Below are 23,897 nucleotides of genomic sequence, written 5' to 3'. Positions count from 1 at the left end.
TCTGAGTATTACCGGAGCGATAACACACTCTGCCGGAACCGGCAATTGTCTTGCTGTGTCTGGAGGACGCATCCGCAGAAAGCAAAAGCGCGGACGTTTACAATCCGGCGCGCGCCGCCTTGCCCGCCACTTGCAGATAGAGGCGCTCTGAAATCAGCAGATCGGGCATGCCGGTCGATTTGCACGCCTTGTCGGCCTGAATGAGGTCGGCGGCCAGGGCGTCAAGCGGAGGAAAGCTCCAGGCCTGGGCCTGACGCAGCATGTCGTTTTCGTCCTTCCAGAAAACCCCGGCGGCGCGTGTTGCCTCCTTGGTGCCCGCGCCCTTTTCGAGCAGGCTTTTGAGCAGCTTCAGCTTGTTATAATGCTGGCTTAAGGCGCGCAGGGCATCGGCGCCGCTTTCGCCCTCGGCAAAGGCGCGGCGCAAGCCGGCCTGGGTCGCCTTCATGCGGCCGCCGAACGCATCAGCCGCCGCCTTGAACAAAGAGGCTTCGGGCTCGACGCCGAGAAAATCCTGCAATTCGACTTCGCTCAAGGTCTTGTGCGAACCGGGGCCGATAAACAGGATCAGGCGTTCGATTTCCTGACGGGCAATGCCGCGCTCCTTGGGCAGGCGCTGCACGAAAATATCCATCGCGGCGGTTGATAGGGCTACGCCATTGGCCGACAGGGTTTCGCGCGCCATGCGCACCACATCGCCGGTTTCATCCTCATAACAGGCGATGCTGACGAGGCTCTTATCGCTGTCGGCCAGACGGCGCAGGGCAGAATCGGCCCCCAGACCCCCGGCCTCGATGACGATAAAGGCCTCGCGGTTGAAATCACCGGCGGCATGGGCTTTCAGGGTGGCGGCCACCGCCTTGTCGAGCGCCGCTTTTTCGGAAAAGAATTTCAGACGCACCAGACGCCGCCCGCCCATCATTGACAGGGCCTGCAATTCGCCTTCGAGACGGGCGGGATCGTTGTCGATGTCGGTATCGGTCAGCACCGACACATTGAACGGATCATTGATGTCGCTGACGATCTGCCGGGCCAGTCCCGTGGCGCGTTCGATCACCTGACTGCGATCCTTGCCATAGATCAGAGCACCCAGAATGGCAGGCGAGGGCTTGGCGAAAAAAGCGTCGATCTCGGCCCGTTTGGCGAGCTTCATGACGCAGGCTTGGCCGTTTCAGAAGTCGAGTCGCCATCGCCGGGCAAGCTGTTCACAACATTCGGCGCGGGCGCATCGCCATGAAAATAGAGGGCCAGCGCCGTCTGGATCTTCTGCGAAATATCGGTGGCTATACGCTTCTGACCATCCTGCTGCGACACCACGCCGGTGAAGGGCGAACGGGTGGTGTCATAGGTGACCGTGTCACTGAAACCGTCCTGATAGAGGGTCTTGCCGCTGGCCTTGTCGATCAGCACATAGCTGACCGATGCCGTAATTTCCGAGCGCGTCGAGGTGTCATCGACCTGATAGCCGATGCCATAATGGTTTTCCTTGAGCGCGATTTTCAGCGTGTACAGCTTAGGAGTCGCGGCGTCATTGGCCAACTGGTTGCGCAGGCTCTGTTCGAGGAAATAGCCGGTGCGCGTCTGTGGCACCACGAGATCGATCTCCGACAGGCCCGATGTGACGCCCTTCTGGGCATAGAGCGGCACGAATCCGCAACCCGACAAAGGCAGAGCCACGGCCAGGGTCAGGGCGGCAGCAAGGCCGGACAATCGTGACAGTCTGCGCATTCTATCCCACCACGAAATTGAGGATCCGGTTCGGCACGATAATGATCTTGCGGATCGAAACGCCGTCAAGATGACGCTTAACGCCTTCGTCCGCAAGCGCGGTTTCACGAATTTCGCTTTCGGAAGCCCCGACCGGGATCAGGATTTCGCCGCGCCGCTTGCCATTGACCTGAACCGGCATGACATAGGCGTCATCCTGGGCGAGGGCCGGATCGAATTTCGGCCAGGGCGCGTCGGCGATCAGGCCCGGCTTGCCCAGGCGCGTCCAGCATTCTTCGGCCAGATGCGGTGTGACCGGCGCGATCAGACCGACCAGCAGCTCCAGCGCTTCGCGGCGCGCGGCAGAGCCGACCACGGCGATTTCGACATTACGGATGATCGTCACCAGCTCATAGAGTTTGGCGATGGCGGCGTTGAAACGGAAGCCTTCAAAACCATCGGTGACGAAGCTGACGGCCTTATGGGCAGCCTTGCGCAGCTCCAGCGCGGCGGCTTCGTCCGTACACGGAACATCTTCATCAGGCAGGCCGTCGAACTGATCCCAGACGCGGTGCGTGAAGCGCCACGAACCCTCGACGCCGGAGGTGGACCACTGCACATCGCGTTCGGGAGGCGAATCGGACAAAACAAAAAGACGTGCCGAATCCACGCCATAGGTGTTGAAAATATCTTCGGGCGCGACAGTGTTCTTCTTCGACTTCGACATTTTTTCAATGTCGCCAATCGTCAGAATTTCGCCGCTCGACAGGCGTTTGGCCACGCGTGCGCCGTCTTCGCTGATCACATCGACATCGGCGGGCTCAACCCACTGACCGGCGGCGTCCTTATAGGTTTCGTGCGTCAGCATACCTTGCGTGAACAGGCCCGCGAACGGCTCCTTCACGTCGAGATAACCGCAATGGTTCAGGGCGCGGGTGATAAAGCGGGCATAGAGCAGGTGCAAAACAGCGTGTTCGATGCCGCCAATATACTGATCGACCGGCAGCCAGTAATCGGCAGCCTGCTTATTGATCGGGGTCGGTGATTTCGGATCGGTGAAGCGGGCGAAATACCACGAGGAATCGACAAAGGTATCGAGCGTGTCGGTTTCGCGCCGCGCGTCACCTGCGCAATGCGGGCATTTGACGTGTTTCCAGGTCGGGTGACGTTCCAGCGGGTTGCCGGGCACATCGAAGGTGACATCTTCGGGCAGCACCACCGGCAACTGGTCGTCGGGCACAGGCACGACGCCGCAGGCTTCGCAGTGGATGATCGGGATCGGGCAGCCCCAGTAGCGCTGGCGCGACACGCCCCAGTCACGCAGGCGAAACACAGTGGCCCCTTCGCCAAGCTGCATGGCTTCGATCTTGTCGATCGCCGCCTGCTTGGCGGCCTCGATGTCGAGTCCGTCGAGAAAGCCGGAGCGGAAGATGTGGCCGGGGCCGGTATAGGCGTCTTTGCCGACGGTGAAGCTGTCGGCGTCCGCCCCTTGCGGCAGAACGACTTCGCGCACCGGCAGGCCGTATTTGCGGGCGAAATCGAGGTCGCGCTGGTCGTGGGCCGGGCAGCCGAAAATCGCGCCCGTGCCGTAATCCATCAGCACAAAATTAGCCACCCAGACGGGCAGGGTTTCGCCGGGCTTGAACGGGTGCTCCACCTTCAGCCCGGTGTCGAAGCCGAGCTTTTCACCGGTATCGATCTCGGCCTGGGTGGTGCCGCCCGTGGCCAGCGATTTACGAAAGGCCGCCAGTTCGGGATTTTTTTCCGATTCAGCGATGGCCAGCGGATGATCGGCGGCGATGGCGATGAAGGATGCGCCAAACAGGGTGTCGGGCCGCGTGGTATAGACCTCGACCGCACCGTCTCGCCCTGCAAACGGGAAGCGCATCTTCAGGCCGAGCGACTTGCCGATCCAGTTGGCCTGCATGGTGCGGACTTTTTCGGGCCAGCGCTCCAGCGTGGACAGACCCTCCAGCAGGTCATCGGCAAAGCGCGTGATGCGCATGAACCACTGGGTCAGCTTCTTTTTCTCGACCACGGCCCCCGAACGCCAGCCCCTGCCGTCGATCACCTGCTCATTGGCCAGCACCGTCATATCGACCGGATCCCAGTTGACCTGGCTTTCCCGGCGATAGACAAGATCGTTTTTCAGAAGTTCGATGAACCATTTCTGCTGCTGGCCATAATAGGCCGGATCGCAGGTGGCGAATTCACGCGACCAGTCAATCGACAGGCCCAGACGCTTTAACTCGCCGCGCATATTGGCAATATTATCGTAGGTCCAGCCCTTCGGGTGGATCTTGCGCTCCATGGCGGCGTTTTCCGCCGGCATACCGAAGGCGTCCCAGCCCATCGGGTGCAGCACATTGAAGCCGCGCGCGCGCTTGAAACGGGCCACCAGATCGCCCATCGCATAGTTGCGCACATGGCCCATATGGATGCGCCCCGAAGGATAGGGGAACATCTCAAGCACATAATATTTCGGCTTAACCGGATCGACTTTGGTCAGAAACAGCTCGGCTTCATCCCAACGTTTGAGCTGTCGGGGTTCGGCGTCTTTAGGATTGTAGCGTGCCATTAATTTTTAGGGGATCCGGCAGGTGGGTTTAGTTTTTGACATCCGACAGACGCAGTTCGCGCGCACGGCTCAGAATGGCATTTTCAATGTCGATCTGTGTCTGCTGCGACACATCGGCATCGACCCATTGGCCATTTTGCAGAACCTGCTTATTGACCGTCACATTGAGCGCATCGGCGCGCAGGCGTGAATCGAGGATATAGACCGTGATCTTGAAGCGCTCGTCGGGCTTTTCAGGATTGGCGTACCAGTCTGTGATGATGGTGCCGCCCCACGGATCGGCCGAGGCCAGCGGCATGAAGGCGATGGTGTCGAGCGAGGCGCGCCACAGATAGGCATTGACGCCAATCCCGGCCTGGGCATTGTAGGCGCTGGTCTTTTTGTGACCGCCGCCAAACAGATGCGACAGGGGAATTTTCTGATCCTGCTCCGGCTCGGTGGTATTGGCCGAGGCAGTGGTGGCACCGCCCTTGCTGCCCATGCTGGCGCAGGCGGTGAAGCTCAGGCACATGCCGAGCGCGGCCATCGCCATGGCGGCCTTAAGGGCAGGTTTACGCATGCTTATCATGAAAAGATCGCTCCGCATCTTTCGCAACCCGCGAGCGGCAAGTGCCTGCCGACGCGAAGTCTTTTTATTTTCCCGCCGTTGCACAGCGCCCGGCCTCTATAGCATGGCGGTCGGGGGGTGTGACAAGAGGGCGCTCACAAGTTTGTTAACTCAACAGCAAATAAGGGCGGATATGCGGCAGGCGGGATATTTCTGCGCCGGAATTACGTCGCCATCGCAACAGACAAACGTGCGCACCTGCCGAAGATCCAAACTGTAACTGTGAGAAGCGTGGCGGAATCAACACATCAACTGCGCGAAAACATCCATGAGGCGTTTTTGCCCCCATATCAAATTGACCGCTGCGGCAAGAAGGCTTAATCGGTTTTTGACACATGCATGTCAAAATGTGTGTGTAAGTATGTGTAACTTGTCTGTTTTTCAGACTGGCTACCCCCAAAAAAACACTGACTGCGACCTGTAACCTGATCTTTAATGGCGATGAAACCTGTAACGAACCTGATGCTGAGTGCGGTGATTCTGGCTTTGGCCGGAACCTCCAGCCATGCTCTGGCCGTGACGGCGCAAAAGACGGTCAGGGCCAATAGTGCCAGTTCTTCGCTGGCCCTGACGTCGATGGCGTCCGGTTCCGACAGCTATATCAGCGACTCTTCGACCAGTTTCAACAAATTGCAGTCCAAGACCTATCAGTTCGATCTCAGCAGCAAGTGGGGCGTCAAGTTCGATGTCAGCCAGCCTGAGATGAGCCCGTCGGGTATCAATGATATTGACGCAGGCGCCTTCTATAAGCTGACCCCCTCGCTGCGCGTTGGCGGCAGCCTCGGTTTCGGCGAAAAATCCGACCCGCTGAAATCGGAAGCCGGTAATGCGGTGGTGGCGCAGGACGCCAGAAAGCAGCCGCGCGTCCGCCTCGAAACCACGTTTAAATTTTAGGCCGTAAACGCATCGATGCAGGCCACCCCGGCCAGTCCGCTGTTGTGCAGTTGCGTAATCGTGTCGCAATTGATGCCACCCAGACCATAGACGGGCAGGCTGGTCGCCTCGGTGAAGGCGCGCAGGCCCTTGAGGCCGAGCGCCGCCTTGCCCTGTGCTGACGGACTATGGCTGGCGAAGACCGGCGAGATAAAGACGGCAGACAGAACATCACGTTCCGGCAAATCTTGCAGATTGTCCGCCTCATGGCAGGCGATGGTCAGGATCAGTTCGGGCGCGGCCAGTTTCAGGCTTTCGGCGCGGGCCCGGCTGCGTTCGGCCAGGTGGATACCGTCGGCACCGACCTCCAGCGCCAGGGCCGCATCCTCGCCGATCAGCAGGGTCAGGCCGCGATCATCGGCGATGCGGCGCAAAAGCCGGGCGCGTTGCAGAGCATGAGTCTCGCCGAAATGACGATAGACGATACCGCAGCCCATCGGCAGCAGGCTGGCTATGTCTTCGGGGTGAGGCGTGCGCTTGGGGTCGGTGAAGAAAAACAGAGGCGGCAAGGCGCCCGGCTTTATCGCAGGGCCGCTATGCGCTAAAAGGCGCGCCTTGTCATAGAGATATTGAAAACGGGTTGCATATGTCATTGCCAGATACCGGGCCAGAAGCCGAAACAGCCTCTGCCTATCTTAAGCTGATGGCAAGGATGCACAAGGCCCTGAAGGCGGCGGGCCGCGCGTCCGATGCAGCTTATCTGACGGCGGTATCGAAAAACCAGCCGTGGCAAGCGGTTGAGCCGGTATTACTGGCCGGACAGCGCCGGTTTGGTGAAAACCGCGTGCAGGAGGCCATGACGCGCTGGGGCGATGTGCGCGGTGCCTATCCCGATCTCGATCTGCGCCTGATCGGCCCTCTGCAAAGCAATAAGGCCGCCGAGGCCCTGACGTTTTTCGACGTGATCGAAAGCCTCGACCGCGACAAGATCGCCCGCGCGATCGCTGATGAAATCCAGAAACAGGGCCGCCATCCGGCGCTTTTTGTGCAGATCAATATCGGCGAGGAGACGCAGAAATCGGGCGTTTTGCCGGGAGAAGCCGATGCGTTTTTGAAAACGGCGCGCGACACCTATGGTCTGAATATTACAGGCCTGATGTGCATCCCTCCGGTGGAGGGGCCGCGCGGGCCGTATTTTGCGTTGTTGGGCAAGATTGCGGCGCGCAACGGTATGGGCCATCTCAGCATGGGGATGAGCGATGATTTTGCAACGGCTCTGGCTTTCGGTTCCAACGAAATCCGCGTCGGTTCGGCGCTGTTCGGCGCGCGGTGAGACGCTACGGGGTTTGGGGCCAATCGACCCCACGCCCCGTAACAATCTCAATCGCGTCCCCCGGTTCAGCCACGCGCAGTAAGGCCAGCATGTCGGGCAGGGCCAGCGCCACGCAGCCCTCGGTGCCGCTGTAATCGGGCTTGGCGATATGGGCGAAAATGGCCGAACCCATGCCGGGCACGGGCGGGTCGTCATTATGGCCGAGCACCACGATCACGTCGTACAGATGATCGTCGCGCCACAGGGTTTCGTGGCTGGCGGCAAACGGCAATCTGACGTGGCGATTATATTGGGCGGCTTTCGAATCGTCACACCAGCCATCATCGGGGGTGAGTGGTATAAGTTTAAGCTGCGTTTCGGGGGCTGCCAGCCGGTCGGGACGGTAAAAAACGTGGCGAATCGGCCAGATTCCGGCCGGTGACGCGCCATCCCCCTCTCTTTTCTCGTTTGCAGGACGAACGCCCCCTTTCCCCAGCGCGCAACGCACCTTATGTTGGTCTGAGAAAAACGTGCCATCCGCACGGGCGGTAAACATCTTGACCATGGTGCCGTCTGCGCTCAACCATAACAAAAAACCCAAGATACAGGATCATGGTTCAACAAAAAACCCTCCTCATTGTCGATGACGACGACGAACTGCGCGAGGCTTTGGCCGAGCAGCTCGAACTGCACGAAGAGTTCAAGGTGGTTCAGGCGTCGAACGGCACCGAAGGTCTGAAGCTGGGCAAGAGCATCAATGCCGACCTGATCCTGCTCGATGTCGATCTGCCCGACATGGATGGCCGCGAAGCCTGCCGCATGTTGCGCAAGGGCGGCCTGACCACGCCGGTGATCATGCTGACCGGGCAGGTATCGGATTCCGACACGATCCTGGGCCTCGATGCCGGGGCCAATGACTATGTCACCAAGCCGTTCCGCTTTGCGGTTCTGCTGGCGCGTATCCGCGCCCAGGTGCGCAGCCACGAAACCTCGGAAGACGCCACCTTCCGCATCGGGCCCTATGAGTTCAAACCGGCCCTGAAGGTGCTGGTCGATCAGAACGGCAAGAAGACGCGCCTGACCGAAAAAGAAACCAATATCCTCAAATATCTGTATCGCGCCGGCGGCAAGCCGGTGTCACGCGAGGAATTGCTGACCGAGGTCTGGGGCTATAATGCCGGAGTGACGACGCACACGCTCGAAACGCATGTTTATCGTCTGCGGCAAAAGATCGAACCCGATCCGGCCAATGCGCGCCTGCTGATGACCGATGCGGGCGGGTATAGATTGCAGTTCTAATGATCGTTTTGGGGGGAACGCATGGTCTGGGATTTTTTGGTCAGGTATCGCCACTGGCTCTGGGCGGTTGGGGCTGCTTTCCTGTGTATCCGGCTTGTCCGCGTGATCATTTATGCCGCCAAATCTGGCCAACAGAAGAATTCTAAGCGCTATAATTCTGAAGATGGCAAAAGGTTCTACGATTACTGGCACGATGGTTATGATCTCAAGCCTGAGCAGCTTGTTGATTTCCACATGTCGTTTGACAGTGAAGAAAAGGCTGGTGAAGTGTCCTTTGGACTCACGCGTAATTTCGATATGATCGAAAGCCATATCGATAAAAACGATCATGGTTGGGGCTTGACGATTACTCTGAGACTCATTCCGTCATCTGAGAAGATGGATGAAATCCGGCATGAGCTTTCCGCTGCCGCCAAACATGCAGACGGCACATATGATGGCTGGACGCTGCGCAATTAAAGCACGAGAATATCAACGTGCATCACCTGATTTTCCCTTCTCCCCTCGTGAGGGGAGAAGGTGGCCTGAACATAGTGAAGGCCGGATGAGGGGTTTGGCAGGCAAATAAAGAATGCCCCTCACCCGGTCACCTTCGCTGCGCTTGGCTCCCGTCCTCTCCCCGCTTCGCAGGGAGAGGGGAGGAAGGCAATTTCAGAACAAGGCATCAGGCCTTGGCAATTTCAGCTCGCCTCTTCCTCTGCTACATACCACGTAAACCAGATGGCCGCGTTGAGATCGCCGCCCGCGGCGATAAAGGCCGCCACCGGTTCGGGGAAGGCTTCGGTTATCTCCTGTGCGAAGTCGAACTCGGCCTGAATCTCGGCCAGATCGCGCAACGATAATTCAGCGGACATGCGCACACGCACCTCCCACGGCAGGTCTTCGGCCACATGGGCGCACGGGTCGGTGGCCACCCAATAGCATTCGCCGATGGCTTCGGGCGTACGAATCTGCAACTGGCCGCCCAGATTGAGCAGGCCCATCTCTTGCGCCGCCGCAATCACGTCGGGCAGGTCGGCCACGCGCCAGGCATATTCGTTGAAGCGAAAATCGGCTTTCGCCAGAATCCCGGCGGGCAACAGGCTCTCGGCTAAGTCGGGCATTCTAAATCTCGAAACTGACCTGGATCGGAGCGTGGTCGGACGGGCGCTGCCATTCGCGCACCGTGTCGTGGATCACGGCCTGCACCTCGCCCTTGATCTGGGCGCGCAAGGCCGGATTGAGCAGGATGTGATCGAGTCTCAAGCCACGATTGGATTTGCGGAAATCGGCGGCGCGATAGCTCCACCACGAAAAAATCTTCTGCGGGTCGGGATAGGCGGCGCGGAAAGGATCGTGAAAGTCACCGGCCTCCATCAATATCTGGAAGGCGGCCAGTTCCGGCGGCGTGTGGCTGACCGTTTTCAGCATCTGTTTGTGGCCCCAGACGTCGAATTCGCCCGGTGCAATATTGAGATCGCCGCAGATCAAGAGGGGCGCATCGGCAGGGCGGTTATACAGGCTTTCGGTCAGGCGCTCGTAAAAGGTCAGCTTGTGGTCGAACTTGTCGTTCTCGATCCGGTCAGCAATGTCGCCGCCCGCCGGAATATAGAAGTTCTGAATCTCCACCCCGCCGATTGTAATCGCCTGAGCGCGCGCCTCGCCACGGCGGCAAAAGGCCGGGGTTTCCAGCACCTCGAACGGGATTTTTGAGGCCAAGGCCACGCCGTGCCAGCCCTTCTGGCCGGTGACCAGCAGGTGCGGATAGCCCATCGCCTCAAAAGCTTCACGCGGAAATTCGTGGCTCTGGCACTTGATCTCCTGCAAACACAGGACATCAGGCGCCTGTTCGGCAGCAAAGCGCGCCACCTGATCGATGCGCAGCCGCACCGAATTGATATTCCACGAAGCAAGGCTGAGCCGCACAAGACCTCCAAAATTCCAGAGACGGGCGCAAAAAAGCCCGGTTCCTGAGAGGGGAACCGGGCGAGATTTGGCACATAACACGAAGAGAAAAAAGAAAAAACGTATGTTCAGAAAGCGCTGAACGCCTGACCGACCGAAGTGCGATCCGATGTGTGAAAAATAACACTCAACGAAAAAAACTGCAAGATAAAATGTGAATTGGCCGTTATTTTTCGACCTGATGCTTATTAAGCACAAATAAATCCGGGCGATTGACGCCGGGGCCATAGCTGGTCAGGCGCACATTGGTCGAACGGTTCTGGGCGTCGATGATCGTCCATTCGCGCAGGCGGGCCTTGCCACCCGGCAATTGATCAAAGCCGAGCGTGACCGAGCCCTCCACCTGCTGGCGGCGGTCGCGGGCGCGCAGGAAGAAGCCGTGCGCATCGGAGGTGACGGCGGTCACCACCACGCCCTGATCGAGACGCACCTGGCGGGCCAGAAACAGCGACAGCGGGGTTTCACTCAGAGGGACGCGATCAACGGTTTCAAGACGCGGATCCCACATGCTGACGGTTTTGCCATCGGAGACGATCACCACCGAATAGGGCGGATCATATTCAAAGCGCATCTTGCCGGGGCGTTGCAGATACCAGGTGCCGTGGGTGATACGACCGCGATAATCGGTCTGTTCGAACCGGCCCAATGCGCTCGAAATGTCTTGCAGGCTGCGCGTGGCCTCGGCGATGCGCGCCTTGTCGGCGGCATTGAAACTGGGCACGGCGATCAGGCCGGAGAACTGGTTCTTGCCGCTTTGCGCCATGACGGGCAGGGCGGTGGATGACAGGGCGGCAGCGGCTAAGGCTGTCAGCAACAGGCGGCGGGTCAGGGACATGCGGTGTCTTTCGTGTTTGGCGATTGTCTAGAATGATTTGACTTGGAATCGCTGTCTTCCCCTCTCCCTGCGAAGCGGGGAGAGGACGGGAGCCAAGCGCAGCGATGGCGACCGGGTGAGGGGCATTCTTTGTGTACCCATCAAGCCCCTCATCCGACCTTCACTCCGTTCAGGCCACCTTCTCCCCTTTTAAGCCAAGGGGAGAAGGGAAGTAAGCGATGCAAACCCATGCATCAGGCTCTAGAACCTATGCATCAGGCTCTAGCAACCTAAATGCCCGCCAAGGCAATTGCAGGGCGCGAAAAAGACATTTCAGCGCCGGAAAGTGGCCGTAAAGTGAAGCCGGAGTGAACGAAAGGCAAGCACGGATCGAACGACCGATGCGAAGCCCCCCGCCGCTGACCCCTAATGCCCCGGAGGCGGGCCGACCAGAATATCGCGCTTGCCGACATGGTTGGCCGGGCCGACCACGCCTTCCATCTCCATCTTCTCCATCAGCGAGGCAGCGCGGTTATAACCGATCTGGAGCTTGCGCTGGATATAGGAGGTGGAGGCCTTGCGATCAAAAGTGACGTAATAGACGGCCTTGTCATAAAGATCATCGCCCGATCCGCCGCCTTCGCCCGCGCCGCCTTCGCTGCTCTCCTCATCGCCGCCATAGGTGACGTCTTCGAGATAGTTGGGCGTGCCCTGATCGCGCAGATATTGCGCCACGGCCTCGACCTCCTCATCGGAGACGAACGGCCCGTGCAGGCGGGTGATGCGCCCGCCGCCCGCCATATAGAGCATGTCGCCCTGGCCGAGCAGTTGTTCGGCCCCCTGTTCACCCAGAATGGTGCGCGAATCGATCTTCGATGTGACCTGAAACGAGATACGCGTCGGGAAATTGGCCTTGATCGTGCCGGTAATGACATCGACCGACGGGCGCTGCGTGGCCATGATCAGGTGGATGCCGGCGGCGCGCGCCATCTGAGCCAGACGCTGCACCGCGCCCTCAATATCCTTGCCCGCCACCATCATCAGGTCGGCCACCTCGTCGATGACCACGACGAGATAGGGCATGGGTTCGGGCACCATTTCGTCGATTTCATAGACGGGCTGGCCGGTTTCATCAAAACCGGTCTGCACCTTGCGCACGAAATTCTTGCCCTCGGCGGCGGTGGCGCGGGCGCGTTCATTATAGCTGGCCACATTGCGCACGCCGATCTTCGACATGCGGCGATAGCGGTCTTCCATCTCCTTGACCGTCCATTTCAGCGCCACCACCGCCTTTTTCGGATCGGTGACCACCGGGGTCAGCAGATGCGGAATGCCGTCATAGACGCTAAGTTCCAGCATCTTGGGGTCGATCATGATGAATTTGCACTGCTCAGGATCGAGGCGGTACAGGATCGACAGGATCATGGCATTGACGCCGACCGATTTACCCGAACCGGTGGTGCCCGCAATCAGAAGGTGCGGCATCTTGGCCAGATCGGTGATATAGGGGTCGCCGCCGATCGATTCACCCAGCGCCATCGGCAGGGTGTGGCCGGTATTTTCATATTCGCGGCTGGCCAGCAGGTCGCGCAGATAAACGGTTTCGCGCTTCTGGTTGGGCAGTTCGATACCGATGGCGTTGCGGCCCTGCACGATCGAGACGCGACACGAACGCGCCGACATGTTGCGGGCGATGTCGTCGGCCAGGGCCACGACGCGCGCGCCCTTCACACCCGCCGCCGGGGCCAGTTCGTAGAGTGTCACCACCGGGCCGGGCCGGATCTGGTCGATCACCCCCTTGACGCCGAATTCGGCCAGCACGCTTTCCAGCATCCGGGCGTTCTGGCGCAAGGAGTCTTCGTCGAAGGTATGGCTGCGCGGCTTGGGCTTGGCGAGGATGGACAGCTCAGGCAGGCGGAAATGACCGGGGCGCAGGAATTCGAATTCCGGCTGTTTTTCAGCGGCTTCGCGGGCTGAGGGCTTCAGCGGTTTGATGTCGCTGACCACAGGCGCGGCTACCGGCTTATCGGACAGGATGCGCGGCGCGAAGTCCGGCACGCTGTCGTCTTCCGGCGAAAAGGCCATGCGCGGTGAAAAGCCGGGATCTTCGTCGATGGCGCCGTCATAGGCGCCTTCATCGATAAAGGTCTTGGTCTTGCGGGCGCGTTTCGGGCGCACGGGCGCGGCATCCTCATCGGGTGAGGTGGCGCGGTGGGTCAGGCGGCCCATCGCCTCGGCCAGCATCGAGGCCGTAGCCTGACCGGCGCGCAAATAGGCGTCGAATTTCAGGCTGAAGGTCTGGTTGAAGGCAAAGACGGCGATACCGGCGAAGATCAGGCTGGCCACGATCAGCGCGCCCGGCAGGTGCATGAAATCGAACAGGGCGAACAGCAGGTGGTTAAGGCCCGCGCCCCAGAAACCGCCAAAGCTGCGCGCCACCACCGGATCGCTGCCGCTGTTGAGCGGCGCGATGGCGGCGGCCAGGGCCAGCACGAACAGCACGGCCCATAAGGCGTGCAGGCGCAGCTTGCCGCGCGTCTGGTCGGGATCGGGATGGAAGGTGCGTTGCAGGCCAAAATAGACCATCAGGGCGGCGGCGGGCCAGGCGGCCAGCCCCAGCGACTGGGCGGCAATGTCGGCCATGATCGCCCCGTAATAGCCAAGCGCATTATGGACTTCGCCGCTCGACGCCGTGTTGAGGCTGGGATCGTCGGCATTATAGGTGGCCAGCGACACCATGCCCACCGCTCCGGCCAGCGTAATAAAGGCACCCCGCATCCGCGCCATTGGTGCCGAGCGCCAGATGGCGCGCAGGTGCGTATCAAAAGCGGTCCAGAGGGTTGCGGTCAGTGTGGCCATATCACATTCAAAACAGGAAGAGAGAGGAAGCAGCAAGGCTCCCACTTGCCACGGAAATGGTTAAAACCTGTTTACGATGTGCGATGGGCGCGCATTTTTCGACGGCGGAAAGGGGCACGCGACCTCTGTGCATTGCGCTTTTCGGGGCGGCCTCTATGATAAAAGGCAGAGGTGTTTTTCATGAAAAACTATGATGTGGTGATCGCAGGCGCAGGCATGGCCGGCATGACCCTGGCCCTGGCCCTGAAGCAGGGCGGGCTGGACGTGGCGCTGGTCGAGCGCCAGTCGTTTGATGATATACTCGATGTGGCCTATGACGGGCGCGCCTCGGCGATTGCCTATGCCTGTTTCCGGCAATGGCAGGCGCTCGGCGTCGGTCAGGTGCTGGAACACCATGCCTGCCGCATGGATGAGATTGTGGTCAGCGATGGCCATTTGCCGGGGGCGGCCTCGCCCAAGCCCCTGCCGTTTTTCCTGCATTTTACGGCGAGTGAAATCTCAGATAGTACCGGCGATGAGCCGCTCGGCTATATGGTCGAAAACCGCCAGACCCGGAAGGCGCTGTACGAGGCGATCACCCAAAGCGGCGTCGATCTGTTCAGCCCGGTATCGGTCAGCGACAGCCGTGAAACCGCGTCGATGGCCGAGATCGAACTTGATACGGGTGAGGTTTTGCGTGCGCCTTTGATCGTGTCGGCGGAAGGGCGGCGTTCCTCTTTGCGCGACAAGGCGGGCATTCACCACATCCACTGGAACTACGACCAGAGCGCCGTGGTCTGCACGGTGAAGATGGAAAAGCCGCCAGTTTCTCGTAGCGCTAACGCTTCGCTTCTTGAGCGCGGCCATGTGGCCTATGAGCATTTCCTGCCGACCGGGCCTTTCGCCATCCTGCCTCTGACCGGGAACCGCGCCTGCATCGTCTGGTCGGAAAAACACGCCAAGGCGAAGGCGCTGATGAGCGTGCGGCCCGAACTGTTCCATGCGCATCTGATGGCGCGTTTCGGTGATTTCCTGGGCGAGGTCGAGCTGATAGGCGATAAGTTCATCTATCCCTTGGGCTTAGGATTAGCGCAGGAGATGCACAAGGGGCGGCTGGCTTTGGTGGGCGATTCGGCCCACGGCATCCATCCGATTGCCGGACAGGGGCTTAATCTCGGCCTGAAGGATGTGGCGGCCCTCGCCGAAGTGCTAATCGAAGCGGCGCGGCTGGGCGAAGACCTGGGCTCCGATCTGGTGCTGGAGCGTTATGCCAAATGGCGGCGCTTCGATAATGTCTCGACCGCCGCGATCATGGATGGTTTCGTGCGGCTGTTTTCGACCGGCAACCCGCTGGTGCGCACGGTGCGCGATGTCGGCATGGGCATCTTCAACCGCGTGCCAGCCTTGCGCACCTTCGTGATGGAGGATGCGGGTGCCGCCACGGGTGACTTGCCGAGGTTGCTGAAGGGCGAAAATGTGTAGTAATTTTAATTGGTTATGCTTTTAACTGTGCATTAACTAAAAAGTCACAACGAAACCAACAAATCGACTCCAACATAACCGCATTTTGTGGTTTATTATCGCTTGTATACAACATATGCGAGTCGGAGGTGTTCTGCCCAGAAAATCAACCAAATTATTCGTAGCGGTTGGCGTTAGCGATCAAAACGAGTGTGAGGGAAGGTCGATCCAATGTTTAGCGGCATAAATCGATCCTCCCCTCTAGCAGAAGACGCGAAGCATCTCCTAAGTTTGGATTCTAGTTCAAATTGCAGCTTTTAAAAGCTCTAAAATAGCAATGCTTCGCAGAATATTATTCTTATTTCTAAGGAGCTTGACCTATGGGTCAGAAACCAGGCCAATCCACCGGCAACAAAGGTGGAATTTTTCAAGAAGTCGGCCCCCGTGGCGGGCCTCGTCCAAATTTTACGACGGTTCCCGACAACAAGCCTTTGCCTCCCACAACTACTCCGGGGGCAACCTGGAAGCCGATACGTATTACTCCCAATAGCAAACGCTAGGGAATAAAATGGCCCCGCATCAAAAATGATGCGGGGTTCTTATTACTTCACCGGATCGAACCGGCGCGCCTGATCGACCAGCATGATCGGTACCCCGGAACGCACCGGAAAGGCCAGGCCGGCGGTGGGGCTGATCAGTTCCTGGGCCGCCTTGTCATAGGTGAGCGGGCGGCGCGTGACCGGGCAGACCAGCGCCTCCAGCAGGCGCGGGTCGATTTCGGCATCGGGCTTGGCGGAATCAAGGTCGCTCATCTTTATCTCTTTACGAAAACAGCATGGAGGACAGGCGGCGGCGGCCCGCCTTGACGACGGGGGAGTCATTACCGACTGCTGTGAAAATCTTGAACAGATACTGACGCGCCGCCTGTCCGTTCCAGTCCGGCTCGTATTTGACGATTTCGAGCAAGGTGTCGATGGCTTCCGAGGTATCGCCTTGGGCTGCCAATGCCCGGCCCAGATCATACAGCGCCTCGAAATCGCGGTCATTGGCGGCCACTTTTGCGCGTAAGGCCGGGATGTCGGTGGGCCCGTCGCCGGCCAGTTCGAGCATGGCGCGCACGGCGGCGATGTCGGGGTCGTTGATGTCTTTCGGGGCCTGATCGAGGAAGGCGCGCGCCTGCTCGGCCTGACCGGTCTTCAGATAGACGCGCGCCATACCGGCCAGCGCCTTGGGGTTTTCCGGGTCCTGCTCCAGGATGAAACTGTAGGCTTCGAGCGCCGAGGTGACGTCGCCCTGCGCCAGCGCCTGAGCGCCCAAGGCCAGCGTGTCCTCGACCGTCGGGCCTGAGTCCGCAATGCCGAGTTTCTCGATAAAGGTGCGCAGTTCGGTTTCCGATTTCGCGCCCATAAAGGCATCGACCGGACGGCCACCGACAAAGGCATAGACGGTGGGAATCGACTGGACGCGAAGCTGGGCGGCGATGGCCTGGTTCTGATCGACATCGATCTTGACCAGCTTCACCTTGCCTTTTTGCTCGCCCACCACCTTTTCAAGCGCGGGGCCCAACTGACGGCACGGCCCGCACCACGGCGCCCAGAAATCGACGATCACCGGCGTGGTCATCGAGGCCTCGACGACATCGTTCATGAAGGTCTGTTCGGAACCGTCGATAATATTGGGATCGTTGCTGGCCATGCTGTCGCCTCTCAAACTGTATGCTTGTCAGATGGTCTTCCGAGGCAGCGGAGTCAAGCGACCAACCGAAGCGAACGCGCAGATGTCACACGACAAAGCGACGATAAGCCAATTGGCTGGTTCCGAAATTCAGAAGCAGGCCTTTTTTGATACCGGACGCTTTGAGGTAATTCAGCATCTGGCCGTCTTCAGCGCCTGAAAGACGCGACAAAGCCTTGATCTCGACGATAAAGTTATCAAAGCAAACGAAATCCGCCCTATAGGCGCAGGCCAGAACTGTTGTTTTATACCGGACAGGCAGAGAATGTTCGCGTCTGTAAGGTATGCCTTGATCCGCGAATTCCACGGCCAAGGCTTCCTGATAGACAGCTTCGAGGAAACCCATGCCCAGTATATTATGAACTTCCATTGCCGCGCCGATGACGGCGTAGGTTTGTGGATCACGATCGCTTTGAGACATACCTTCCCCCCTAGATTCTTGTGTCACGCTTTGTTTATTATCCACAGATGCACACAGATAAACACAGATGATTCGCGACCACTGTGCAAAAAGGCGTTGCCCAGGACATGGCTATCAGGCGCTTCGCGCCGTTCATAGCCTGTCGCGCTATTACGATAGCGGTAGCGTGAAACAGGCCTGAATATCTGTGTTCATCTGTGGATTCCCTCAAACCACCGTCGTGAAATCCACCACCACCGGTTCGCGGCCCAAGGATGCCAGAAAGGCGCGGAAATCGCTCTGGCTCAGGGCGGTGGTGGCGGTATTGGTGAGCGGATGGAAGTTGACGGTTTCGGCCTCGGCCAGCACCTTATCGAGCAGGAATTTCACCCTATGCTCAGGATCATGGATCAGGGCCAGCGCCGTCACCGAACCGGGACGCACGCCCAGCGCATCGAACAGCCGCTGCTCCGAGCCGAAGCTCAATCGCCCGGAACCGATCATTTTCGGCAGGGCTTTCAGGTTGATCTGCGTCGTTTGTTCGGCGGAGATCAACCAGAGCTGGCCTTTATCGTCCTTCAAAAACAGGTTTTTGGTGTGGGCGCCGGGCAGTTGCGCCTTGATGTCGTCGCCTTCGCCGACGCGGAACACGGCTTCGTGGTGATGCGTGCTTGTTTTCAGCCCCAAATCGTCTAAGGCTGCGAGCAGTTTTTCAGGCGTGTAACGGGTGCCGGTCATGCGGCCCAAGTCTTACCCATATCGCCTGAGATAGAAAAGCCGGAATCATCAAGAGGCAAATGATGGAACTTGAATGCTTTGTCATGACCACCTATCCGCCCGAAATCGTGCCGGGACGGCCCGAGCGCGACTGGATGGATGCGTTTCAATCGCGTTTTCCCTATCGCTGCCTGCCCCTGACGATGGCCAATACGACCGGCTGGGAAATCCTCTGCCCGGTCGATTTCACCATTATCTGGAATGGCGGCAAGGGCAAGGACGACCTGATTATCGGCTGTGACACCGACCCGAACTATAATCTCGAACATCTGGTGACATCGCACTTTACGCACGGCGTCGTGACGTTTCACACCGGCTATATGTTCCGCACGCCGCCGGGCTTTGCGGTGCAGGCATCGGGTGCGCCCAACCATGTCAAGGACGGCATCCAGCCGCTCAATGGGCTGGTCGAAACCGACTGGCTGCCCTTTCCCTTCACCATGAACTGGCTGATGACGCGCCCCGGCGCGGTCAGCTTCAAGAAGGGCGAGCCGTTTTGCTTCATTCAGGTGGTCGAGCACAAAAAGCAGGACGAGATTCAGCCGGTGATCAAGACGCTGGAAAGCGATCCCGATCTGAAAAACCAGTTTCAGGCCTGGGCGAAGATGCGCAGCGAATTTAATGACAGCCTGACGCGCCGCGATCCCGAAGCGGTTAAGGAACAGTGGCAGAAGTTCTATTTCCGTGGCGAGAAGCCGGCCCCGTCAGGCGGGGTGGAGAAGATCGAGGAGCACATGAATAAGCGCCGCCTCAAGACCCCGAAAATTCTTCGCCCCAAATCACGCAGATAAGAAAAAAGGCCGGTTCAGCACCGGCCTTTTTGCTGAAGCTATTTCGGAACGGGCCGGACGATCTGGCGTTCGAGATTGGCCTTGACGGCGTGGGCGTCATAGGCGGCGGGGTCGCCATCGGGTTTGGCGCCCTTGTGCATCAGGATTTCGGCATTGGCTTCATAGCGCGTATATTGCACCGAATCCCAGTCATCGAAGCCCATGCCCCAGCCACTCCAGCGGCTGCGACCATAGAAGCGCCACGACATATTGCCCCACAGCGGGTCATCGGGGGTGGAGACGGTGCGGGTTTTCTGGTCGGTGTCGCGCTTGATGACCTCAAACCAGTCATAACCGGCCTTCAGGGTCAGTTCGGCGGCGTGGTAGAGCATATAGTTCTCGACCGTTTCGCGCGAGGTCAGGTCATTGCCGGAAAAGCCGATGCGGTAGCGGTCGTCTTCGATGCGGGTATCGGTATAGCCGGGATGATAGCTGCCGGAGGTCAGGCTGGCCGCCTGATAGGGGGTGGCGGTGGCGCAGGCGGACAGAAGGGTCAGGCTGGCCGCGGCGGCCAAGGCGATACCAAGACGTTTCATTTACAGATTCTCCCCACAACGGATGCTTATCATTATGGATCAGGAGTTTGATCCGTCAATGTGGCAATTTTGGGGGTGGCGCTGACCAACTGATGGGGCGTGGGGTCGGCGACCCCACAAACCTGCATCTTTTCTTTTCCGCCTTCCGCCCCTTGCGGGCGAAAGACGGAAAAGAAGGAGGAAGACTTGGGGCCTCGGGCCCCAAACCCCATCAGTTAGCCGCGCCGATCGCGCTTCGCGGCCACGCGAAGGCGCAGCGCATTGAGCTTGATGAAACCGGCGGCATCGCGGTGATCATAGGCCACCTTGCCCTCTTCGAACGTCACCAGTTCCTGATCGTACAGCGAATAGGGGCTCTCGCGGCCGATGATGGTGGTGTTGCCCTTATAAAGCTTGACCGTGACGCGGCCCGTCACCTTGGCTTGACTATAGTCGATGGCCGCTTGCAGCATTTCGCGCTCCGGCGAGAACCAAAAGCCATTATAGACGATGGATGCGTATTTCGGCATCAGCTCGTCCTTCAGGTGCATGGCGCCACGGTCGAGCGTGATCGATTCAATGCCACGGTGCGCCGCCAACAGGATGGTGCCGCCCGGTGTTTCATAAACGCCGCGCGACTTCATGCCGACAAAGCGGTTTTCAACCAGATCGAGACGACCGACGCCATTATCGTGGCCAAGCTGGTTCAGTTTGGCCAGCAGGGTGGCGGGCGACATGGCCTCGCCATTGATGGCCACCGGGTCGCCACGTTCGAAATCGATGGTGAAGACGGTCGGGGTGTCCGGCGCGGCTTCGGGGGCAATCGTGCGCTGATAGACGAATTCCGGCGCTTCGACCGCCGGATCTTCCAGCACCTTGCCCTCGGAGGAGGAGTGCAGCAGATTGGCATCGACCGAAAACGGCGCGTCGCCGCGCTTGTCCTTGGCGATGGGGATCTGGTGCTGTTCGGCGAAGTTGAGCAGGGCTTCGCGCGAGGCGAACTCCCATTCGCGCCACGGCGCAATAACGCGAATGTCGGGCTCAAGACCATAATAGCCCAGCTCGAAACGCACCTGATCATTGCCCTTGCCGGTGGCGCCGTGGCACACCGCATCAGCGCCCACCTTACGGGCAATCTCGATCTGCTTCTTGGCGATCAGCGGGCGGGCAATCGAAGTGCCGAGCAGATACTGGCCCTCATAGACCGTATTGGCGCGGAACATCGGAAAGACGTAATCGCGGACAAATTCTTCGCGCAGGTCTTCGATAAAGATGTTTTCCGGCTTGATGCCGAGCAGCTCGGCCTTTTTGCGCGCCGGTTCCAGCTCCTCGCCCTGACCGAGATCGGCGGTGAAGGTGACCACTTCGGCCTGATACTCAGTTTGCAGCCACTTCAGGATGATCGAGGTGTCGAGGCCGCCCGAATAGGCGAGAACGACTTTACGGACGGGCTTATCTGTGGGAGCGGACATGGCCTTGAACCTTGTATGAGTTTGTGGCGCGATTTACGGGCTTGGCCGTCAGGATGCAAGGGCAAATCCGGCTGCGCGCCCGCTTTACGGATCAGGGCAAAAGCACTAGAAGGCTTAAAAGCGATATTTCTCTAAATTTTCGGTGCGTTGCATGGCCATTGGCGTTTTCGATTCCGGCATTGGCGGCCTGTCCATCCACCGCGCCCTGACCGCCCACCTGCCGCAGGCTGATTTTCTCTATCTGGCCGATCAGAAAAACACCCCCTATGGCGACCGGCCCGGCGAAGAGATCGTCGCCCTGACGCAAAGCTGCTGCGAAACCCTGTTCGATGCGGGGGCGTCTCTGGTGGTGCTGGCCTGTAACACGGCCTCGGCGGCGGCGCTGCGCCGTTTGCAGGAAAACTGGCTGATGCACTATCGCAAGGTCAGTCGCCGTCCGGTCAATATTCTCGGCATTATCGTGCCGACCATCGAGGCCGCCACCGGTCTGCCGTGGGCGCATGAGGCCGAACCGAGCCTGACCCCGCTGGAAAAGCGTGATGTGGTCGGGATTTTCGCCACCGCCGCCACGGCGCGGTCGCGCGTTTACGAGATCGAGATCGACAAGCGCCGACCCGATATCGGTGTCTTCACCGAGGCCTGTTCGGGTCTGGCCGATATGATCGAACGCGACGCGCCGCGCAAGGATTTGAGCGCTGTCATCAAAAGCCATGTCGCGGCGCTGAAAAGTCGGATTGGCCGTTATCCCGACCGCGCTATTCTGGGCTGCACCCATTATGAGATCATTGCCGATCTGTTCCGCGAAAACCTGCCGGACACCACCCAACTGATCGGCCAGCCCGAAGCGGTGGCGCGGGCCTTAAGCAGCTATATAGAGCGCCACCCGGATTATGAGATCGGGCACGGCGGCGGGCGCGTCTTCCTGACCACCGGCCAGCCCGGCCCGGCCTCGGCCCTGGCGGCCAGCTTCTGGGGTGCGCCGCTTGTGTTTGAAAGCGCGGATGTCGTCAGGGCCGCCTAGAGCAACGAGCGTTTAATTTGACTTACAAATTGAATGCGAGATCCTGAAAACGTAAAATGTAGAGTGGGTTGCATTCCTTTGACCGATTCAGTCAGAAGGCAAACCGCTCTAGTCTTTATCGGGGGCCTTGCGGCGCAGCATCTGCAACACCTCGATAAAACCGGCAAAGGCCATAGCGGCATAGATATAGCCCTTATCGACGTGCTGGCCGAAGCCTTCCATGACCAGCATGACGCCGATCATCAGCAAAAAGCCGAGCGCCAGCATGACGATGGACGGGCGGCTGGCGATGAAGGCCGAGATCGGGCCGGAAGCCGCGAACATCAGCCCCACGGCCACCAGCACCGCCACGATCATGATCGGCAGGTGATCGGTCATGCCGACCGCCGTCAGGATCGAATCGACCGAAAAGACCAGATCGAGCAGCAGGATCTGCACAATGGCCGCCGCCATGCCGGGCACCCGCACCTGCGGCTTTTCGTCGCTGGCCTTCTTGTGGCCTTCCGTGCTTTCGATGATCTCGGTGATGGCCTTATATAAAAGAAACAGCCCGCCTGCGATCAGGATCAGGTCGCGCCACGAAAAGCCGTGGCCGAACAGCTCGAAGATCGGCTTTTTCAGTGATACGATGATGAAGATCGAGCCGAGCAGGGCCACGCGCAGGCCCAGGGCAGCAAACATACCGATGGCGCGCGCCTTGCCGCGCTGGTGTTCCGGCAGTTTATTGGTCAGGATCGAAATGAAGACCAGATTATCGATCCCCAAGACAATTTCCATGACAATAAGAGTCAAAAGCGCAGCCCAGGCTGCGGGGTCGAGTATAAGTGCCGTTATAACGTCCATGAAACTATCTCGCGCCTTAAATCAGGTCTTTTGTGCTGTCAGGTAACAGCCTCTTTTAAATAAAAGAAAAGCCTTAAATCTCAAGGTGGGATGACAAAAGATATTTTGGACAAAAGCCAGCCGGATCAGTTGCGGTGCCAAAAAGCCTATGCTAAGGACGCGCGCGGCTTGAGGGAGGCCGGAGGCGCTGGTTTTGCGCCCGCCTTTCCGTGTCTCTGTAAAACCCCAGGTCTTTCTGTTGGAGAAAGTTTCATTGGGGACAAGTCTTCATTGGGGCCCCGTTCAAGGGACGCCCTTTTATTTTAGGAATTTGGCGTGAACGATCAATTTCGAGAAACGGAAGCCGGCGAGCGTTATGCCCGCGCCGCCTTCGATCTCGCCGGGGACAACAAGGTTCTCGACAAGGTGCAGAAGGATGTGGCGGCGCTGAAGGGTCTGCTCGAACAGAGCGCGGAACTGCGCGCCTTCCTGACCTCGCATGTCTATAAGTCGGATGTGAAGCTGAACGGCCTGCTGGCGGTGGCGGAAAAGCTGAAGCTTCAGGATCTCACCAAAAGGACGCTCGGCGTTCTGGCGGCCAATCGCCGCCTCGATCATCTGTTTCCCTTCATCACGGCGTTTGGCAGGCTTTATGCCGCCCATAAGGGCATTGTCAGCGCCGAAGTGACGACGGCTGTGGCCCTGACGGAGCCGCAGGCCGAAGACCTCAAAAAGACCCTCGCCAAGGCGCTCGGTCATCAGGCCGACATCGACACGCGCGTCGATCCGGCCATTCTCGGCGGGCTCAAGGTCCGCGTCGGTTCGCGTCTGTTTGACGCCAGCCTGAAAACCAAACTCGATTCCCTCAAATTCGCCCTTAAGAGAGCGTAAAGATC

Annotated in this window: 25 protein-coding genes; 8 read left to right on the top strand and 17 right to left on the bottom strand. The window is 59.1% G+C overall.

Annotation, left to right across the window (positions count from 1 at the left end; translation table 11 throughout):
- Positions 1–97: 97 nt before the first annotated feature.
- Genes holA through QB905_RS10740 form a run of 4 tightly spaced genes read right to left on the bottom strand, consistent with a single transcriptional unit; the run spans position 98 to position 4,850 of the window.
- A complete protein-coding gene (gene holA / locus QB905_RS10755) occupies positions 98–1,150 on the bottom strand; it encodes a DNA polymerase III subunit delta (RefSeq protein ID WP_282975028.1) in 1,053 nt (350 codons plus the stop codon).
- Complete coding sequence (lptE, locus tag QB905_RS10750) at positions 1,147–1,725, bottom strand: LPS assembly lipoprotein LptE (RefSeq protein ID WP_282975027.1); 579 nt, start codon at positions 1,723–1,725, stop codon at positions 1,147–1,149. Before lptE ends, holA begins: the two co-directional genes overlap by 4 nt.
- Before the next feature lies 1 nt (position 1,726).
- The gene (leuS, locus tag QB905_RS10745) at positions 1,727–4,282 is read right to left on the bottom strand and encodes a leucine--tRNA ligase (RefSeq protein ID WP_282975026.1); all 2,556 of its coding nucleotides are present in this window, start codon (positions 4,280–4,282) and stop codon (positions 1,727–1,729) included.
- Between the two features lie 28 nt (positions 4,283–4,310).
- Positions 4,311–4,850: a DUF3576 domain-containing protein gene (locus QB905_RS10740; RefSeq protein WP_282975025.1), complete on the bottom strand. Its 540-nt coding sequence runs from the start codon at positions 4,848–4,850 to the stop codon at positions 4,311–4,313.
- Between the two features lie 480 nt (positions 4,851–5,330).
- On the opposite strand from QB905_RS10740, the gene QB905_RS10735 reads away from it, so the two are divergent.
- Positions 5,331–5,783, top strand: coding sequence for an NtrZ family periplasmic regulatory protein (locus QB905_RS10735; RefSeq protein WP_282975024.1), 453 nt, complete (start codon positions 5,331–5,333; stop codon positions 5,781–5,783).
- Here the strand turns inward: QB905_RS10735 and QB905_RS10730 are convergent.
- Complete coding sequence (locus QB905_RS10730) at positions 5,780–6,415, bottom strand: thiamine phosphate synthase (RefSeq protein WP_282975023.1); 636 nt, start codon at positions 6,413–6,415, stop codon at positions 5,780–5,782. The two genes, QB905_RS10735 and QB905_RS10730, sit on opposite strands and share 4 nt — an antisense overlap.
- Between QB905_RS10730 and QB905_RS10725 the strand changes: the two genes are divergently transcribed.
- On the top strand, positions 6,409–7,095 hold the full coding sequence (locus QB905_RS10725; protein ID WP_282975022.1) for a YggS family pyridoxal phosphate-dependent enzyme: 687 nt from the start codon (positions 6,409–6,411) through the stop codon (positions 7,093–7,095). The two genes, QB905_RS10730 and QB905_RS10725, sit on opposite strands and share 7 nt — an antisense overlap.
- Positions 7,096–7,099: 4 nt before the next feature.
- On the opposite strand, the gene QB905_RS10720 is transcribed toward QB905_RS10725, so the two are convergent.
- The gene (locus tag QB905_RS10720) at positions 7,100–7,639 is read right to left on the bottom strand and encodes a L,D-transpeptidase family protein (protein WP_282975021.1); all 540 of its coding nucleotides are present in this window, start codon (positions 7,637–7,639) and stop codon (positions 7,100–7,102) included.
- 47 nt (positions 7,640–7,686) lie between these two features.
- Between QB905_RS10720 and QB905_RS10715 the strand changes: the two genes are divergently transcribed.
- Positions 7,687–8,373 (top strand): response regulator transcription factor, encoded by a 687-nt coding sequence (locus QB905_RS10715; protein ID WP_282975020.1) that lies wholly within the window; start codon positions 7,687–7,689, stop codon positions 8,371–8,373.
- A 21-nt stretch (positions 8,374–8,394) separates the two neighbouring features.
- Complete coding sequence (locus tag QB905_RS10710) at positions 8,395–8,832, top strand: ribonuclease E inhibitor RraB (protein WP_282975019.1); 438 nt, start codon at positions 8,395–8,397, stop codon at positions 8,830–8,832.
- A gap of 221 nt (positions 8,833–9,053) precedes the next feature.
- On the opposite strand, the gene QB905_RS10705 is transcribed toward QB905_RS10710, so the two are convergent.
- The 4 genes from QB905_RS10705 to QB905_RS10690 all read right to left on the bottom strand — a co-directional run bounded on the left by QB905_RS10705 (position 9,054) and on the right by QB905_RS10690 (position 13,990).
- Positions 9,054–9,476, bottom strand: a complete 423-nt coding sequence (locus QB905_RS10705) for a hypothetical protein (RefSeq protein WP_282975018.1) — start codon at positions 9,474–9,476, stop codon at positions 9,054–9,056.
- Position 9,477: 1 nt separating this feature from the next.
- Complete coding sequence (gene xth, locus QB905_RS10700; protein WP_282975017.1) at positions 9,478–10,278, bottom strand: exodeoxyribonuclease III; 801 nt, start codon at positions 10,276–10,278, stop codon at positions 9,478–9,480.
- Between the two features lie 205 nt (positions 10,279–10,483).
- The gene (locus QB905_RS10695) at positions 10,484–11,152 is read right to left on the bottom strand and encodes a LolA family protein (RefSeq protein ID WP_282975016.1); all 669 of its coding nucleotides are present in this window, start codon (positions 11,150–11,152) and stop codon (positions 10,484–10,486) included.
- 405 nt (positions 11,153–11,557) lie between these two features.
- Entirely contained in the window at positions 11,558–13,990 is a 2,433-nt protein-coding gene (locus tag QB905_RS10690) for an FtsK/SpoIIIE family DNA translocase (RefSeq protein ID WP_282975015.1), read from the bottom strand.
- A 180-nt stretch (positions 13,991–14,170) separates the two neighbouring features.
- On the opposite strand from QB905_RS10690, the gene QB905_RS10685 reads away from it, so the two are divergent.
- The gene (locus QB905_RS10685; RefSeq protein ID WP_282975014.1) at positions 14,171–15,451 is read left to right on the top strand and encodes a UbiH/UbiF/VisC/COQ6 family ubiquinone biosynthesis hydroxylase; all 1,281 of its coding nucleotides are present in this window, start codon (positions 14,171–14,173) and stop codon (positions 15,449–15,451) included.
- Positions 15,452–16,032: 581 nt separating this feature from the next.
- Here QB905_RS10685 and QB905_RS10680 read toward each other — a convergent pair.
- The 4 genes from QB905_RS10680 to QB905_RS10665 all read right to left on the bottom strand — a co-directional run bounded on the left by QB905_RS10680 (position 16,033) and on the right by QB905_RS10665 (position 18,302).
- Positions 16,033–16,242, bottom strand: coding sequence for a Trm112 family protein (locus QB905_RS10680; protein ID WP_282975013.1), 210 nt, complete (start codon positions 16,240–16,242; stop codon positions 16,033–16,035).
- Between the two features lie 10 nt (positions 16,243–16,252).
- A complete protein-coding gene (gene trxA, locus QB905_RS10675) occupies positions 16,253–17,125 on the bottom strand; it encodes a thioredoxin (protein WP_282975012.1) in 873 nt (290 codons plus the stop codon).
- 85 nt (positions 17,126–17,210) lie between these two features.
- Positions 17,211–17,585, bottom strand: coding sequence for a GxxExxY protein (locus tag QB905_RS10670; RefSeq protein WP_282975011.1), 375 nt, complete (start codon positions 17,583–17,585; stop codon positions 17,211–17,213).
- A gap of 207 nt (positions 17,586–17,792) precedes the next feature.
- Positions 17,793–18,302 carry a prolyl-tRNA synthetase associated domain-containing protein gene (locus QB905_RS10665; RefSeq protein ID WP_282975010.1) on the bottom strand — a complete coding sequence of 170 codons (510 nt, stop codon included), beginning with the start codon at positions 18,300–18,302 and terminating at the stop codon, positions 17,793–17,795.
- Between the two features lie 62 nt (positions 18,303–18,364).
- On the opposite strand from QB905_RS10665, the gene QB905_RS10660 reads away from it, so the two are divergent.
- Positions 18,365–19,132 carry a DUF6065 family protein gene (locus QB905_RS10660; protein ID WP_282975009.1) on the top strand — a complete coding sequence of 256 codons (768 nt, stop codon included), beginning with the start codon at positions 18,365–18,367 and terminating at the stop codon, positions 19,130–19,132.
- A gap of 38 nt (positions 19,133–19,170) precedes the next feature.
- Here QB905_RS10660 and QB905_RS10655 read toward each other — a convergent pair whose 3' ends face one another.
- On the bottom strand, positions 19,171–19,707 hold the full coding sequence (locus QB905_RS10655) for a CC0125/CC1285 family lipoprotein (protein WP_282975008.1): 537 nt from the start codon (positions 19,705–19,707) through the stop codon (positions 19,171–19,173).
- Between the two features lie 215 nt (positions 19,708–19,922).
- On the bottom strand, positions 19,923–21,158 hold the full coding sequence (locus QB905_RS10650) for an argininosuccinate synthase (protein ID WP_282975007.1): 1,236 nt from the start codon (positions 21,156–21,158) through the stop codon (positions 19,923–19,925).
- 151 nt (positions 21,159–21,309) lie between these two features.
- On the opposite strand from QB905_RS10650, the gene QB905_RS10645 reads away from it, so the two are divergent.
- Positions 21,310–22,179 carry a glutamate racemase gene (locus tag QB905_RS10645; RefSeq protein ID WP_282975006.1) on the top strand — a complete coding sequence of 290 codons (870 nt, stop codon included), beginning with the start codon at positions 21,310–21,312 and terminating at the stop codon, positions 22,177–22,179.
- Positions 22,180–22,287: 108 nt separating this feature from the next.
- On the opposite strand, the gene QB905_RS10640 is transcribed toward QB905_RS10645, so the two are convergent.
- Positions 22,288–23,022 (bottom strand): TerC family protein, encoded by a 735-nt coding sequence (locus QB905_RS10640; protein ID WP_282975005.1) that lies wholly within the window; start codon positions 23,020–23,022, stop codon positions 22,288–22,290.
- Positions 23,023–23,337: 315 nt separating this feature from the next.
- Here QB905_RS10640 and QB905_RS10635 point away from each other — a divergent pair, with 315 nt between their 5' ends.
- Positions 23,338–23,892 carry a F0F1 ATP synthase subunit delta gene (locus QB905_RS10635; protein WP_282975004.1) on the top strand — a complete coding sequence of 185 codons (555 nt, stop codon included), beginning with the start codon at positions 23,338–23,340 and terminating at the stop codon, positions 23,890–23,892.
- Positions 23,893–23,897: the final 5 nt, after the last annotated feature.

The sequence above is a fragment of the Asticcacaulis sp. EMRT-3 genome (genome assembly GCF_030027245.1).
Taxonomy (GTDB): Bacteria; Pseudomonadota; Alphaproteobacteria; order Caulobacterales; family Caulobacteraceae; genus Asticcacaulis.
This window is presented reverse-complemented; position numbering and strand designations above follow the sequence as displayed.